Source organism: Aquirufa sp. ROCK-SH2, assembly GCF_054558315.1.
Genome location: NZ_JBPXKB010000004.1, coordinates 57,805 through 74,490, shown reverse-complemented (window position 1 = coordinate 74,490; position 16,686 = coordinate 57,805). Strand labels below are relative to the sequence as shown.

The following is a 16,686-nucleotide window of genomic DNA, read 5'->3' as shown; positions in this document are numbered from 1 at the left end:
GAGGTTTTCTATGAATGTTTTTTTTTGAAAATCTTAAATCATCATTTCAAACAAAAAAGCTACAAAAATTGCATTATTATAAGAAAACAGAATAGCACAGCGGGTGAGGTAAGAGGTAAGAGGTAAGAGGTAAGAGGTAAGAGGTAAGAGGTAAGAGGTAAGAGGTAAGAGGTAAGAGGTAAGAGGTAAGAGGTAAGAGGTAAGAGGTAAGAGGTAAGAGGTAAGAAGTAAAAGATAAGAGGAATATTATATTCTAAATTCTCAAAATTATTTTATACCTAAAAAATTTTATCAAATAACTGAACTCTTAAACCCGTAAATTGCAGGGGGTAAGGGGACGCATTACCCCATAAAAAAAGAAAATCAGATTAAATGACCAGAAACTTATATTTCCAATCAATAATCTGATTTTCTTTTGTGTTTTTCAGAAATGATATTTTTATAGAGTTGAAATCCTGTACTCTATTTTTACCAATAAAATTATTACTTGAACTAAAAGTTCAATTAACAGTACACACTTACCACAGCCAAGATAAAACTCTTACCTCTTACCTCTTACCTTTTACCTTTTACCTCTTACCTCATACATCAATTCCCCTTCGGTGCACGGAAGCTCATAGGTTTCCAGGTATTGTTTTTGGAATTAATATCCGGAAAAACATGGTCAGGATCTATAACAACCGATTTGATAGGCAAATTGGTGTCAACTCTAAACTCCCAAGTAGCACCACGCTGCCAAATTTCTACAGGTAATTCTACTTTTTGTTTTGTACCGCCTGCCAACTCAATTTCGACAATGGCTGGCATTGCCATTTTTTCTAAATTTTCAATCGTGATAATCGCACCTTTGGTTGGGTCTTGATCAATGTATTGAACATCTTTTACTGATTGATCTAATTTCCAAAGTTCATAAAACCAAGATCTCCAGAACCAACCTAAATCCTCACCAGCACCATCTTCCATGGCCTTAAAGAAATCTAAAGGTGTTGGATGCTTGAAAGCCCATTTTTGAATATAATTTTTAAAGGCATAATCAAATCGATCTTTTCCTAAAATCTGTTCACGTAAAATCTTCAACCCCATTCCTGGTTTATTATATGCTTCCCAACCTAAATTTCTTGCTTGAATAACATCTGGTATCGACATGATTGGATCCGCATTTTCTCTAAAAAGAGATTTGGAAATTTGGTGCATATCAAATTTTCGGTTTTTGTATTCTCCCTTATTGAATGCATCTGTCGAATAAAAATTAATAAATGTATTAAATCCTTCATCCATCCAAGCAAATTTACGCTCGTTGTTTCCAACAATCATTGGGAACCAATTGTGACCAAATTCATGATCTGTCACTCCCCATAAACTAGCCGTTTGATCCTCAAATCCACAAAAAATAATTCCCGGATATTCCATACCAGAAACTACTCCCGCTACATTGGTAGCTACCGGATAGGTATATTCATACAACCAATTGGAATAATATTCAATCGACGCTTTAACGTATTCAGTGGATCTTGCCCAAGCATTTGTCCCATCTGATTCCACAGGATAAGCTGAAACAGCCATAGCCTTTTTACCACTCGGTAAATTGATTTTAGCTGCGTCCAAAATGAAAGCCTTTGAACTTGAAAAAGCCACATCGCGAGCATTTTGGCATTTGAATTTCCAAGTTAAACGCTCTTTTGCGGGTCTTGAATTGGGATTTGTTACTTCCTCTGCACCACGAATAATCACTGTTTTATCAGATGCCGCTGCCGAATTCCATCTCTTCATTTGCTCCGCGGTATAAACCTCTGCTGGATTCACTAATTCACCTGAACCAACCACAATATGACTCGCTGGGGCGTTGATGGAATATTCAAAATTTCCATATTCTAAATAAAACTCGCCAGCGCCTAAATATGGCAATACATTCCAACCTTCTATATCATCATACACACACATTCTGGGAAACCATTGAGCCATTTGATAAATAGCTCCATTTTTGGTTTCTTGAATTCCTGTTCTATCCGAACCATTTTTAGGCGAAGTATAAGAATACACAATTTTAATTTTAGCTACACCCAACTTTTCTGGCAAAGCAGTAGCTAATCGAATTTGTAAACGAGTATCCTCTACGATATAATTGGCTGGTTTTCCGTCAATTGAAATGCTTTCAATTTGATAACCACCGTCAAATCCAATATTCCCAAATCGACCACCTGAAGGAGGAGTTGTTTTGCTGCCTCTTGAATTGGTATTAAATGAATTTTGGTCTAATTGTAACCATAAAAATGACAATTTATCTGGAGAATTATTCTTGTAAGTAATCTCCACTTCTCCTGAAACCTTACTTTTAGTTTCATCCAAAGAAACATTGATTTTGTAGTCCGCGGAATTTTGCCAATAAGCAGCTCCTGGAATACCTGCACCAGAACGAAAAGGGGAATTCGACTGATAATTCCATAATGGATGGAATAAATCATAGGCATTATAAATGGATTTTTGCTGAGCGAAAGTCGTTAAACTCAGTAAAAACAAGGCCACACATGAGATAATTTTTTTCATAGAAATAATGTTGATGAATTAATCTTCAAAGATGGTTAAAATCTCTGAATCGAGCAATCTTTGGCTCAAACCTAAAGCTTTGGGTACTTCATAATGATAGAAAAATTTCATTGTATGAAGTTTATCCTCATAAAATGCTAAATCTGCAGCAGAAAGCCCCCCAGCATTTATTTTGGCCGCTGCAATTGTCCCTTGCTTCAACCATTGCCAAGCCACAATTACCAAGCCAAACAACTCCATGTACAAGGTGGAATCTGCCAAAAATTCATCAGTTTTTCCTTGAGCTGCAATGCTTAATTTGTGTAAGGTAATTTTACCTAAATTATCCAATTCTTTTTGAAGAATTCCAGCGTATTTGGTTAATAGATTCAATCCTGATGCTTTATTGACATCTTCCAAAATTATTTTTGACAATATTTTCAAAGCTTTACCTTGGTGACTAGGAATTTCACGACCCAACAAGGTTAATCCATGAATACCCGTTGTTCCTTCATAAATGGACATAATTCTGCAATCTCTGGCCATTTGTTCCAAAGGAAAATCCTCTGTATAGCCATAACCACCTAAGACCTGAAGACCTTGATTAACCGCCAACAAACCCATTTCAGCTGGGTAGGTTTTGGCAACGGGGGTCATTAGATTTAACAATAATTCATAATTTTCTTTTTCCTCCCCTTCAGAGCATTTTGACAAATCATCCCAAATGAAACATTGGAATAAAAGTCCCATTGCTCCCTCAAAAATAGCTTTTTGAAAATAAAGCATTCGTTGAACATCAGGATGGTTTTTAATTAAAGTCGGAGGTGTTTCAGGATCTTTGTTCTTCAACATACGTCCTTGCGCTCTTTCATTGGCATATTGTTTGGAAAAATGATAGGCAGCAGAGGCAATATAAGCCCCTCCCATTCCAACACCCAAACGAGCCTCATTCATCATTTGAAACATATAGGACAATCCTTTATTCGGCTCACCCACCAAATAACCAATAGAATCACCTTTATCGCCAAAAGACAAGTGCAAAGCAGGAGTTGCCTTTTGACCCATTTTGTGATATAAACCCATGGAAAGAACCTGGTTATTCACCCATTGACCTTCTTTTTGAATATTTTTTGGAACAACAAATAAGGAAATACCTTTGGTACCTTTGGGTGCACCCTCCAATCGAGCTAAAACCAAATGAATAATATTTTCAGAAAAATGATTGTCCCCTCCTGAAATGAATATTTTTTGACCTTTGATGGAATATGTCCCATTACCTAAATCCTTCGCTTGCGTGGAAACATCGTTCAATGAACTACCTGCTTGAGGTTCTGTTAAACACATGGTTCCAGTCCATCTGCCAGAAAGCATATTGGGTACAAATTGCTCTTGTAATTCCTTAGAACCAAAACTGGCGATCAAATGAGCGGCTCCATTGCTCAAACCCGTAAACATTACAATGGAATTATTGGCGGCACCGCGGATAAATTCATGTGCTCCGCCAACAATTGAAGGCAATTGCTGCCCCCCTTTTTCATAACTAAATGTAGCACCAATCATGCCAGATTCGCCCATTTCCTTCACATAAGCCTCCACCGATGGATGGACATGCACTGTTCCATCAATTAATTCAGCTTGCTTTCGATCTGCATCTACAAAATTTGGGCGGAGGTGTTTGTCAGCAATTGACTCAGCTGAATCCAACACCATATCGAACATATCAAGCGTATAATCAGCGTAATAAGAATGATTACAAAGTTGTCCAAAATCCAACACTTCTTTTAAAATAAAATCGAGATTTCTGCGGTCATATTCTTTTGCCATAGCTATAAATTTAGTCGAAGCAAATTTGCAGAAAAAAAAAGTGTTATGCAAGCATACCTTTTATTTGAATGTAAAGGAAATTTAAAATTTTATTGGGGCCAGGTTAATACTTGCACCGACTCATTGTTTTTTGCGAAAATATAAGCCGTTTTATCCTTGATGTGAATGGGAGAAATATGACGAATTTGGCCAGAAATATTCAACATACTTTGTGTTTTGATCTCAAATCTACCTTTTCCTTTGTTAATCATGATTGTCCCATAATCGGCATCATATCTTCCCATTTGTATATTGCAGGGATAAAAATTTCCACCCAAAATAAAATCAGGGAGTGAATCATGGTTGAGATCTATTTCTTGAATAGCCAGAATGGGACTTAATTGTGCGAGCACAGGTAATGGATGAGATTCAAATTTTCCATGCCCATCATTGATCAATATTTTACTTGAAAAATCTGTTGCTTCAAGCACTTTACCTGATAAAAATTTACCACCCATGAAGTCCTTAATACGCGCTTTAGCAAAATCCCTGGCATAGATAAACTCTTTTTTAATGATTGGAAACTGCTTTTCCATTTCCATTTTATTGGCAAAAGGTATTTCTTCGCCACCCAAATAATAGGAAAGTACCTGGTCCATTTTTTGATTTGCATCAAAATCGCCTATGTATAAACGAACGGGGAATTCTGCATTGGGCTTTAAACGCGCATTTTGACCTAAATTTCCAGCAATGATATCCAAATCACCATCCAAATCTACGTCGATAGTCTTCGTTGCAGTCCACCATCCTTTTTCCGTTCCAATTTCCTTCTTTTTGAATTTGCCGGATTTATTTTCAAAGCACAAAATACCTTCCCATTCAACTGCTGCAATGATATCTAAATCATGATCCTTATCGATATCGACGAGTTCAAGATTTCTTACCATACCTACATTTTTAAATTCAGGTGCCATGGAGAAAGTAACATCGGTAAAATTCCCTTTCCCATCATTTTTCAAGAAATAAGAACGAGGGGCATTTCCATATTCAAAGGGGATTGCTCGACCACCAATTACAATATCTAAAAATCCATCTTTATTGAAATCAAAAGCCAAGGCCTTTGAACCATTTACAAAAATCCCTGGAAAAGCATGGGTATTTTTTTGTAATCCAGCCACTTGATTAAGGTACAATCGAGGCGAAAGCATAGCCGAATTACCACTAAATTCATTTCCACCAGACAAAACAAATAAATCATTTCGATGATCCCCCGTAAAATCTGCGATGATTGCATCAACATCCTCCATCGATTGATCGTTTTCAATGGCTGCAGATTTATTTTTAACAAACTTTGCAGATTTATTTTGCAAGAAAACTCCTGCCATTTGATCACGCGCTCCTCCTAAAAACACATCCTCAAGACCATCAGCATTTAAATCACCCACTGCCAAAGCAGGACCCTCTGCGGAAGCTAAATGTGGAATCAATGCCTCCCGATCAAATTCATTGTAATTATTTTCTTGGTGAACAAAATCCAAACCTACCTCTTGAGTAATTTCCTTTAAAGAAGGGGAAGAAGAGTTGACCGACTTTAAATACTGCTTGTAATTGAACGTGGGAAGATTTTTACAGTAAACAATCTTTAGATTTCGTAAATCAGATTTAGGATTAATTTTTTGAAATGTATTATCTGGCCAAACCAAAACGATGGAATCAATTTTCGCAGCATTGCCCAAACCCATGTGCATTGGAATTTCCATACTTGATTGAAAACCCCGCACTGGAAACTTTTGTTGGACATTCAGACCATCTTTGGAAAACACCCAAACTTTGGCACCAATGGCATTCAAATTACCTTGAGGCCCCTTTAAACTAATACGTAAATAATCAGATTTACCAGGGACAAATGGGCTCAAATTTTCATACACAAAAGATTTTTGGTTGATATTATTAGTAACCACATCCAAGTCTCCGTCATTATCTAAATCGGCATAAATCGCGCCATTTGAAAATGAATTTTCATTTCCTTCAATTTGTTCAACTGCATCTTCAAATTTCAAATCACCTTGATTGGTAAAAAAACGATTGGGTAATTTTATTTCTGGGAGCAAATCAGACAAACTAAGATCATTTTCATCTATTTTCTTCTGCTCAATCTTTTTTTGAACTTCTTCATTGGAGACAAATTGAATGTAATCGATGTCATTCATTCTCTTGGGGATTCCATTACTAATGAATAAATCTCTTAAACCATCATTTTGAAAATCAAAAAACAAAGGTGACCATGACCAATCCGTTGCATAAACGCCTGACATTAAGCCTATTTCAGAAAACTTTCCACTACTACCTCGGTTGAATTGTAAATTATTTCGAGCAAATTGATGGTTGTAACCTTGGCGTATTTTGTATTGAAAAATATTGTAAGAATCCTCCCCCTCTGAACGCTTTAAAATTTCTCGGTCATTGGGTAACATGTCCAAGGAAATAATCTCTGGATAGGCATCTGAGTTAATATCTGCAATATCAATACCCATAGAAAACTGGGACGTATGCATCATGGATTTCTCTAAATTTTCAGAGAATCCACCTTTTTGGTTATTGATGTACAAATAATCATTTTCATGAAAATCGTTTCCGATATACATATCTGGATAACCATCTAAATTGATGTCCGAAACCGCAAGACCCAATCCATAACCTAAAACATCACTAATAATTCCTGATTCAGCCGTTTTATCTACGTATTTTCCTCCTTTATTCTCCAAATATCGATCACCAGCCAATGGATGGAATTTACCTTGAAAATTAGATCTAAAACCGAATGTTCCATTTTGATGAACAGAGTGATTCAATAAAAAACAATCTAAATCTCCATCCAAATCCTGATCAAAAAAAGCTGCCTGCGTCCCAAGGGCTGCCACATCTAAACCAAATTCCTGCGATTTTTCTGAGTAAATTGGAACACCGTCCTTGGTGATTTCTTGACACACATATAGTAAATTATGCCCTTTCAAAAAATCAAATCCAGCCGCTTGTGAAACATAAATATCCAATAAACCATCCTGATTAATATCAACAATGGAAACTCCGTTGGACCAAGTTTTATTTTGATTGAAATTACTTTGCTTTGAAACGTCTTTGAACTTTAACTTCCCTTTATTGATGAATAATTTATTTTCTCCCAAATTGGAAGTGTAACACACATCAATTAAACCATCATTGTTTAAATCTCCGGCACCAATTCCACCTCCATTGTAAAAATACATGTAGGTGAAAATGTTTTTTTGATTGTTGGGAATCAAATCATTGGAGAAATCCAAACCTGTTTGATCGGAATTCAATAAACGAAAAAGCGGTAATGATTCCTTTTTGTTGGAACAAGCAACTATGAAAAAGTAGAGCAAAAATCCAGCAAGCAGTTTCCTCATCATAGTCAATTAATTGATAGAAAAAATAACAGGTTTCGAATGATTAATCAATGAAATGATACAATCCTTTTGATTCATTTGAATCGGCAAAAATTGTTTTACTTCCCCTTTTAAATACATACCCGATTGTGCATTTGGAAAGAATTTCATTTGACCTTTGCCTTGATTTAGGAATAGAGCACTTTTATTCGCATCCAAACGGCCAAACATCGGAATAAAATGTGTTGAATTACCAGCAGTCAAAATATCTATCTGTCCATCTTTGTTAAAATCACGACAATAAAGTGCTTGAACACTTGAAAATTGAGCCTCGGCTGGTAAATCAATGATCTCAAATTGCCCATTACCTTTGGATAAAGCAATGATGGATTGGTTAAAATCTACTTGAACTTTCTTAGCCAAATCGATGATTCCTTTAGGAAACAAATCACTCAAGATTCTTTTTGCATAATCACCATGCGATAGATTTTCTTTTTTCAAGGCTGGAAATTGCTCTGCAATTTCTCTCTTCAAAAAGTAGGGAACATCTTCTTTATTAATGGATTTGGTCAAAATTTTATCATTTGTCCCGTTGTTATCAAAATCATAATTCCAAACTTTCACCGGCAATAGATTGGCAGCAAAACAAGACGAATTTTGACCAATATTTCCAAGAACTAAATCGGCTTGACCATCTTGATTTAAATCAGCAGTAGCTATGGCAGACCACATTCCATTTAGCTTATCCAAAGAATTAGCTTTTTTAATCAATTTACCACCTTCTATGTAAAAAGTTGCAGGAGCCATCCACTCACCAATGATGACAATTTCATTTTTTTTGTCTTTGTTTAAATCAATGAAACAGGCATCTTTGACCATTCCTAGTTGTTTCAGGTCTGGCGCTAATTTGCTAGTTTCATCGCTGAATTTGCCTGCACCATTATTGATCCATAAATAGGAATCAGCTGGTAAACCAAACTGTTTGGGTACACTTCTACTCCCTACTAACAAATCTAAGTCGCCATCGTTATCGATATCGAAAGGCTTCGCAAAAGCACAATTGGTATTTTTAAATGGTAGGTTACCAGATGCAATTGAAAAATTCCCTTTTCCATCATTCAACAACAATTGATCAACATAATCTCGGGAATTGGCATCTGCTTCATTTCCACCTACTCCATAATACAAGTCTAAATCGCCATCCTTATCCGCATCAAAAAAAGTAGAATAGGTGTTTTCAAAATAAGCCAAATTCTTAAAAACTTGTTGAGGTTTAGACGTAAATCCGGTACTTGTACCAAGGTATAATTGACTCGCTTGATTTTTGGCACCACCTATAAACACATCTGTTTTACCATCCTTATTGACATCGCCTGCACAAGCTCTTGGACCTTCCGCGGAGATCATGTATGGGATATTTCTCTCGTTATAAAAATCTTCGTAAGGATTTTCAATGTGTGAATCCAAGGTATTTTGAACCATTGAAAAAATGGATTTTCCAGTTTGCTCTTTGACTTTCGCATTAGGATTTTGAGCAGATGAAATGTCAATTTTATGGAGCTTATCTGTTTTTGGAGAATGAATCACAGTCATTGAGCCATTGGGCCAAACAACTTGGATAGAATCAATTTTAGAATGATTCCCTAAGCCAATGGTTTGCTTGTATTCAGTACTTGATTGGAAACCTCTAGAAGGAGCTATATACCTTGAAAAAATTTGCTTATTCGCGAAAATTTGAATTTGAGAACCAATAGCAAATTGATTTGATTTATCTCCTTTTAGCACAATTTGAACAAAATGATGATCCACTTTCTTTTTTTCAGAATGATTTTGATAAACAAAACAAGGTTGATTAACATTATTCACTAAAAGGTCAAGATCACCATCATTATCTAAATCGGCATAAGCGGATCCATTGGAAAATGAAGGCGTATCAAATCCAAATTCAGAACCGGATTCAGAGAAAGTTAGATTTTTATTATTGTGAAAGAAATTATTGGCAATTGGATTGGATGGCATTTTGTTAATAATATCGTCCATTTTGGTTTTATTTTTAGACATCACCATCTTTTGGGCTAAATCATTGGCAAAAAAGTCAATAAAATCCTGATTGATCACATCGTGATAAATCCCATTGGATACATAAATATCATTGTATCCATCATTGTCTGCATCAAACATCAAAGCACCCCAAGACCAGTCACTGGCATTGACGCCTGCATAGTTGGCTATTTCACTAAAGGAACCGTCACCATTGTTGTATTGAAGGCAATTTTGTTGTAGTTGATGATAAAAACCTAGGTCTTTTTTTAATCTAGCCACATAATGATTCTCAAATGAAGTGGTTGTTTTTAAGCGTTCTTCCGCCCTTGGTAACATTTCTGTAGTAAAAATTTCCTGTTTACCATCATTGTTAATGTCTGCCATATCCGCACCCATCGAAGCGATACTTAAATGATCCATTCGATCCTCGATCTCCTCTTTAAATTTTCCATTTTTTTGATTGATATATAAATAATCCTTTTCAAAAAAATCATTGGAAACATAAATATCAGGATAATTGTCATTGTTCACATCCCCAACCAAAACTCCCAAACCAAAGCCGATTAAGGAAGAATAAATTCCAGCATCTTTGGTCACATCCACGAATTTTCCAGCATCATTTCTTAACAATCTATCTCCTCCACCTTTCAAGAAATCTTTGACTGGCCAATCTTCCGCACGTAATTCGCGCTTATTGGAATAATTGAGGGTATTAACAGGAATGAAACTATTGTTTAATATGTAGCAATCAAGATCACCATCTTTGTCATAATCTAAAAAAGCAGCGTGAGTTGTGTATCCAGGATCATCTAAACCATATTTTTTTGCAGATTCGACAAATTTCAAATTCCCTTGATTGATGTACAAGTCATTCCCTTGTGGAATCCCTTTTTGATACCCCGCATTACACACATAAATATCCAATAATCCATCTTGATTGATGTCGACCATCACGACTCCTGTACCCCATTTACCTTTGCCACTTATTCCCGCTTGAGTAGTTATATCTTCAAACTTCCAATTTCCTTTGTTGATGTATAATTTGTTTGAGCCCATGTTGGAGGTAAAAAACACATCCACAAGGCCATCATTGTTGAGGTCTCCAACACCTACACCACCACCATTGTAAAAATTACGGTAATTAAAGATATTGAAGTCTTCTCTATTTTTAACTTGATTTTGAAAATCAATACCCGTATCGCTCCCATCCATTAATTCGAACAAGGCATCCCCTTTAGGTCCATTGCACGAAAGGGTAAAAAATAAAACGACTGAAAGTCCAAAAATCAGGTTAAGTAATTTCATTCCAAGTAATTATTTTAAGGAAAAATTTCAGTTTCTGTCAATTCCATCAACTGATAATCTGGTTTTTTTATAATGATTAGGCCTTGTATTTTTTGCCATTTATTTTGATCTGACATCGACATATATTCGGCTGTCAAACCTTCAAATTTAGCCACTAATTGTTCTTTATTAAAGCTGATAATTTCGCATTCCCCATTAACAAACAAATAGCCTAAACCTTTGTTTTTAAGTGCATCGGTTATTTTCCCTACTAATACATTAACACTAGTAGTTTCACCATTTTTAACTTGAAATACTTTCTTCTTTTTCCGAAACCAATCGTTTTCCATGACAGAAAAAATCACATTACTTCTTTTGGAGTCATACAGATTTGCACGAATGGAAGATGAGCGCAATTGAACACTACCTGTAAAAATAGTTGTATCGGAATAAAATTTTTGACCATCTATTTTGACTATAACTTTAGCTTGATGATCTTTCATTTGCTTTAATTCCTTTTCAACATTTGACAAATCCATTTCATTGGATTGACATGCAAAGAAAAAAACAGAAAGAGAAAAGCATAAAAAAATGCAAAGAATAGCCTTTGATTTCATTTTTAACATGAAGCAAAATTACAATGAATACAATTGGTAAAAAAAGGAAATGCCCGAATATTCGAGCATTTCCCACATTCATAAAATGAATATTTATTAATATCCTGGATTTTGTTTCAAATTAGGATTCGAAACAACTGCAGAAGCAGGGATTGGGTACAATAAAGTATTCACGTCAGATTTTTTGCTATCCAAAACACCAGTTCCAGAAGTAAATTTACCATGACGAACTTCAACTGTACGCTTCATACCTTCCCAGTACATTTCGTTACCCCACTCTTTGAAGATACCATCAACAGTGATAGAACCTAAAGCAGTTGCACCGTGAGAAGCACGCATTGCATTAACTAAAGTTAAAGCATCAGCAGCTTTTCCAGAACGAACTAAAGCTTCTGCTTTCATCAAAGCAGCTTCAGAATAACGGAATAAAATCATTTTTCCAGCATCAGTTGGGTGCCATTTGATAACACGAATACCTTCGTGAGTCAAAGCTCCAGCTAATTTAACATCAGCAGAGAAATCCAATTGTTTCTTAGAACGTTCATCGATCAATGGAGTACCATTAGCATTGAATTGTGGTCCTTTTAAGAATCCCCAACCGATACCTGCATACTTAGTTCCATCTAATTTTGGAGCTTTTCCACGACGTGCATCAGAAGCATCAAATGTATTGTAAAAATCACCTAAAGTTGCAAAACCATTCCAACCAGAAGGATCTTGACCATAGTGTAAAGTCATGTAATAACGAGTTGAAGCATCTCCTTCATCTACCTTCAAGATGATCTCAGATTGAGAATTCTTAGAGAAGATGTTGAAATAATCTGAATCAAATGTAAAACCATCAGCAGTGATAGCATCTACATAAGATACAACTTTCGCCATATCTGCGTTATCAAACGTATAAGACAATGCTGGTGCACCTTTGTAAACCGCTTTGTTCAAATACAATTTAGCTAACAAGAAATTAGCAGCTGCTTTAGATGCTTTTCCAGTTGTTCCAGCAGGACCGAAACTTGGCAAAGCAGGTAATGCTTCTGTCAAATCTTTCACAATAAAATCAAAAGCCTCAGAACGAGTTAATACTTTTGGATTATCATTTACACCTTCAGTTACTTGTCTGAATGGAACTTGTCCCCAGAAATCCATTGCATAGTACATAAATAATGCACGAATGAATTTAGCTTCAGCAGCTTGTAATGTAGATGGACTAGCTGCTAAGATTTCATTACACTTAAATACGTTTGAGTGTAAACCATTCCAAGCATTTTGGTTCCATGAGTGAGTGGCATCCCAAGTATGTTGATCCAAGGTTCTCCAAACTCCATTATCACCCCAATCCACACCACGTGTAGGAGGAATCATTTCAGCAGTAGTATGTTGACCTAATGCATAAATATTATCTTGTCCGTTGAATGTAGACAAAGATTTATATGCCGACTCTAACAATTGAGTAGCATTACCTGGTGTATAACCTGAACCAGTTGAAACACGCTTTATTGAATCAATTTCTTTTACTTCTAAATCAGTACAAGACGTAACTGAAGCTAAAGAAAGTCCCGCGAAAACACTTAATAAAATATATCTTTTCATTTTTTTTTGATTAATAAATTAGAATGAAAAATTAGCACCAACTGTCCAAGTAGTTGCACGAGGGTAAGCCTGATAATCGATACCTGCAGATGAGATACCATTGATCGACTTGTTTGTGCTAACCTCAGGATCTTGACCTGAGTAGTTTGTGAAAGTCAATACGTTTTGACCAGACACATACACGCGAAGACCTGACAATACTTTACCTTTTGTAGGAACTTTGTATCCTAAAGTTAAGTTTTGAAGACGAACGAAATCACCTTTCTCGATGAAACGAGTTGATACTTCTGGAGCATTGTAAGCACCTTCCGTTAAACCAACTACATTACGAGTAACGTTACGTCCGTTGTTCAAAGCTCCCTTAGTGAAGTAAGCATTAGCAGTGTTTGAATAAATATAATTTCCAAATACTCCGTTGAAGAATAAACTTAAATCAAAGTTTTTGTATTTGAAGTTATTTGTCAAACCTCCTGTTAAAGTTGGCAATGCAGACATTCCAACGAATTTTTGGAAGTCACCTGATGGGTAAATTGAGTTACCAGTTGCATCAAATCCACCAAACTCACGTAAGAAGAAAGAGAACAATGGTTGACCAGCAGCAATACGTTGAGCAAAAGCACCTGTCAAACCTTGACCTGAAATTTCACCTGTATCGTAAACACCACCTAAGTTTTTAACCATGTTTGAGTTTTGAGCAACGTTTAATAATGCTTCCCAAGTAAAGTTAGCGTTATCAACGATGATACCAGTTAAGTTAACCTCAACCCCTTTGTTCTCAATATCAGTATCCAAGTTTTTCCAAGCAAATGGAGTTGGAGCTGGTTGAGCAGAGATTACTTGGAATAACAAATCTTTTGTATTCTTCTGGTAGTACTCAATTGAACCGCTTAAACGGTTTTTCAAGATAGCAAAATCAATACCAAAGTTGGTAGATGCTGTAGTTTCCCATTTCAAGTTAGGGTTAGAGAAAGTTACTGGGTTTAAACCACCACCTGTAATTTCTTGAGCATCGTTGTTAGTTCCCCAATCAGAATAACGATCACGTTGATCATATAAGTTGTGAGGAATATTTTGGTTACCAGTTACACCATAACCAACACGTAAAGCTAAATCATCAAAGATATCTTTCGGCATGAAATCTTCTTTCAATAATTTCCATTTAGCAGCAAATGATGGGAAATAACCATATTTGTTTGAACCACCAAATTTAGAAGAACCATCCACACGTAAAGTAGCAGTCAATAAATACTTGTCGTTGATTGATACGTTAGCACGTCCGAAATAAGATTGTAATTCGTCTTTTGTTCCAAATGAATTAGAAACGAAAGCACCTACTTTACCTGAACCGAATTGAGTAGAAGCCATGTTGTTTAACATGATGTCCAAATCATTCGTTCTGAAGTTCGTTGCTTGAATGTTCTTTCCTTCGTAAGCAAATGATTGGTAAGAATAACCCGCCATTGCATTTAAAGTAATTCCTGAGAAATCTTTGTCATAAGTGAAATAGTTCTCCCATAATTGATTGTTTGTATAAATATCTGCGATAGAAGCACGGCCTTTATCTTTGATACCTGAAACAACTAAGTCTTTAGAGAAAGCTGCTTTACGAGTAGACATAGATTGATCAAAACCAACAACCGTTTTGAATTTCAAACCTTTAGCAATTTGTAATTCAGCGTTGAAGTTACCCAAAGCACGTAAAGTGTAAGTGTTATCTTTTGATAAGTTCAATAAAGCAATTGGGTTTAATTCAGCAGTTGAATATTGATAGAAAGTTCCATCACCATTTCTTACTGGCATAGTTGGGTTTGATTTCAAAACACCACCTAATAAATCACCTTCAAAACCTGAGTTTTGACCATTTGGCAAACCTGAATCTTCTGAACTTGAAACAGTTAAGTTAGAATTCAAATTCAAACGATCTCCGAAGAATTTCTTTCCACCTGAAAAAGACAAGTTATTTCTTTTTACGGAAGAACGCTTGATGATACCCTCTTGATCTAAGATACCATAAGAAACACGGTAGTTACCAGTTGCATCACCACCACCATAAGATAAATTATGTTGTTTAGTGATAGCTGTTCTGAATAACTCATTTTGCCAATCTGTTTTAGATCCTAAGTTTTGAGCAGGTAAAGCAACTTTTGCATACTCCTCAGCACTTAACAAATCGTATTTCTTCGTGATAGTAGAAATACCGAAAGATACATCATAGTTCAAAGATCCTTTTCCTGTTCCTTTTTTAGTTGTTACAATCACAACACCATTCGCACCACGAGAACCATAAATAGCCGTTGCAGAAGCATCTTTTAAGATGTCAATGCTTTGGATATCATTAGGATTCAAGAAGTTTAAAGGGTTTTTTGGAGGTTGAGAACCTAAAGATGTACCAGATACACCACCTGCAGTTGCATCAGATGAAAGAGGTACTCCGTCGATTACGAATAAAGGTTGGTTACCACCATAAACAGAAGATGTACCACGAATACGTACGTTGATTCCTCCACCTGGCTCACCACTTGATTGTGTAATCTGAACACCAGCTACACGACCTTGTAATAATTGCTCTGGAGAAGTAACGATACCTTTTTGGAAATCCTTTGTACCGATTGTTGTAACAGCACCAGTCAAATCCTTTTTCTTAACAGTACCATAACCTACCACAACAACTTCTTCCAAAGCTTTGTTATCAGCAGATAATGACACGTTAATAGTTGAAGAACCAACTACTACTTCTTTTTTAACATAACCAACAAAACTAAATACCAAAGTAGCACCTTTAGCAGCGTTTACTTTGTAAGTTCCGTTAACGTCAGTTTGAGTACCTTTAGTAGTACCTTTAACCGCAATTGAAACACCAGGAATTCCTGAGCCGTCAGCAGCATCAGTAACCTTTCCTGTAACCACATCTTGAGCAAATGCACCCAAGGAAATTAAAAGCGCAATAGCAAGACTGAATACTTTAGAAAAGCTCAGCTTACTTGCACCCGATCGCACAAGGCGATCCACTCTTTCGTAAGAATGAATCATAAGTGAAAAATTAAGGGTTTAAATGAATGAATAAATACTTCATGGTTTTGTGTAGAGGGCAAGCTTTGTTTCATAATTTACTTTGTATTGAGTACATCCGTAGAAAACTGTTCAAAAGACATAACAGTCTACTTCAAAACCGTTGCAAAAAAAAACAAGAAAATTCATATAAAAAAATGCTCCCACGTTACAGAAAGTAAATTTGTCGACTAAAAATTGTACGAAAAATAGAATTGTAAGAAAATTAGCACAGTGTAGTACTGATTATTAGAAAAATTTAAAAACTATAAATATTCAATTTTAAATGGCTTTTTTTACCAAAAAAAATCAAAATCAACGAATAAACAGAATCAAGATATTGTATTTTTTCAATACAAAATATTTTTTTA

At 35.7% G+C, this 16,686-nt stretch carries 7 protein-coding genes; all 7 read right to left on the bottom strand.

What is annotated here, in order from left to right:
* Positions 1-588: 588 nt before the first annotated feature.
* The 7 genes from V7S79_RS10120 to V7S79_RS10090 all read right to left on the bottom strand — a co-directional run bounded on the left by V7S79_RS10120 (position 589) and on the right by V7S79_RS10090 (position 16,297).
* A complete protein-coding gene (locus V7S79_RS10120) occupies positions 589-2,544 on the bottom strand; it encodes a M1 family metallopeptidase (protein WP_459490472.1) in 1,956 nt (651 codons plus the stop codon).
* Positions 2,545-2,562: 18 nt separating this feature from the next.
* On the bottom strand, positions 2,563-4,347 hold the full coding sequence (locus V7S79_RS10115; protein WP_459490471.1) for an acyl-CoA dehydrogenase: 1,785 nt from the start codon (positions 4,345-4,347) through the stop codon (positions 2,563-2,565).
* Between the two features lie 89 nt (positions 4,348-4,436).
* Positions 4,437-7,757 (bottom strand): VCBS repeat-containing protein, encoded by a 3,321-nt coding sequence (locus V7S79_RS10110; RefSeq protein WP_459490470.1) that lies wholly within the window; start codon positions 7,755-7,757, stop codon positions 4,437-4,439.
* 6 nt (positions 7,758-7,763) lie between these two features.
* Entirely contained in the window at positions 7,764-11,081 is a 3,318-nt protein-coding gene (locus V7S79_RS10105; RefSeq protein ID WP_459490469.1) for a VCBS repeat-containing protein, read from the bottom strand.
* Positions 11,082-11,095: 14 nt separating this feature from the next.
* On the bottom strand, positions 11,096-11,677 hold the full coding sequence (locus V7S79_RS10100; RefSeq protein ID WP_459490468.1) for a hypothetical protein: 582 nt from the start codon (positions 11,675-11,677) through the stop codon (positions 11,096-11,098).
* Positions 11,678-11,773: 96 nt separating this feature from the next.
* The gene (locus V7S79_RS10095; RefSeq protein WP_459490467.1) at positions 11,774-13,267 is read right to left on the bottom strand and encodes a RagB/SusD family nutrient uptake outer membrane protein; all 1,494 of its coding nucleotides are present in this window, start codon (positions 13,265-13,267) and stop codon (positions 11,774-11,776) included.
* An 18-nt stretch (positions 13,268-13,285) separates the two neighbouring features.
* On the bottom strand, positions 13,286-16,297 hold the full coding sequence (locus V7S79_RS10090; RefSeq protein WP_459490466.1) for a SusC/RagA family TonB-linked outer membrane protein: 3,012 nt from the start codon (positions 16,295-16,297) through the stop codon (positions 13,286-13,288).
* Positions 16,298-16,686: the final 389 nt, after the last annotated feature.

Bases quoted from the DNA above. Each gene is read 5' to 3' on its own strand.
- V7S79_RS10120 (WP_459490472.1), bottom strand. From the start codon at position 2,544: ATGAAAAAAATTATCTCATGTGTGGCCTTGTTTTTACTGAGTTTAACG.
- V7S79_RS10115 (WP_459490471.1), bottom strand. From the start codon at position 4,347: ATGGCAAAAGAATATGACCGCAGAAATCTCGATTTTATTTTAAAAGAA.
- V7S79_RS10110 (WP_459490470.1), bottom strand. From the start codon at position 7,757: ATGATGAGGAAACTGCTTGCTGGATTTTTGCTCTACTTTTTCATAGTT.
- V7S79_RS10105 (WP_459490469.1), bottom strand. From the start codon at position 11,081: ATGAAATTACTTAACCTGATTTTTGGACTTTCAGTCGTTTTATTTTTT.
- V7S79_RS10100 (WP_459490468.1), bottom strand. From the start codon at position 11,677: ATGAAATCAAAGGCTATTCTTTGCATTTTTTTATGCTTTTCTCTTTCT.
- V7S79_RS10095 (WP_459490467.1), bottom strand. From the start codon at position 13,267: ATGAAAAGATATATTTTATTAAGTGTTTTCGCGGGACTTTCTTTAGCT.
- V7S79_RS10090 (WP_459490466.1), bottom strand. From the start codon at position 16,297: ATGATTCATTCTTACGAAAGAGTGGATCGCCTTGTGCGATCGGGTGCA.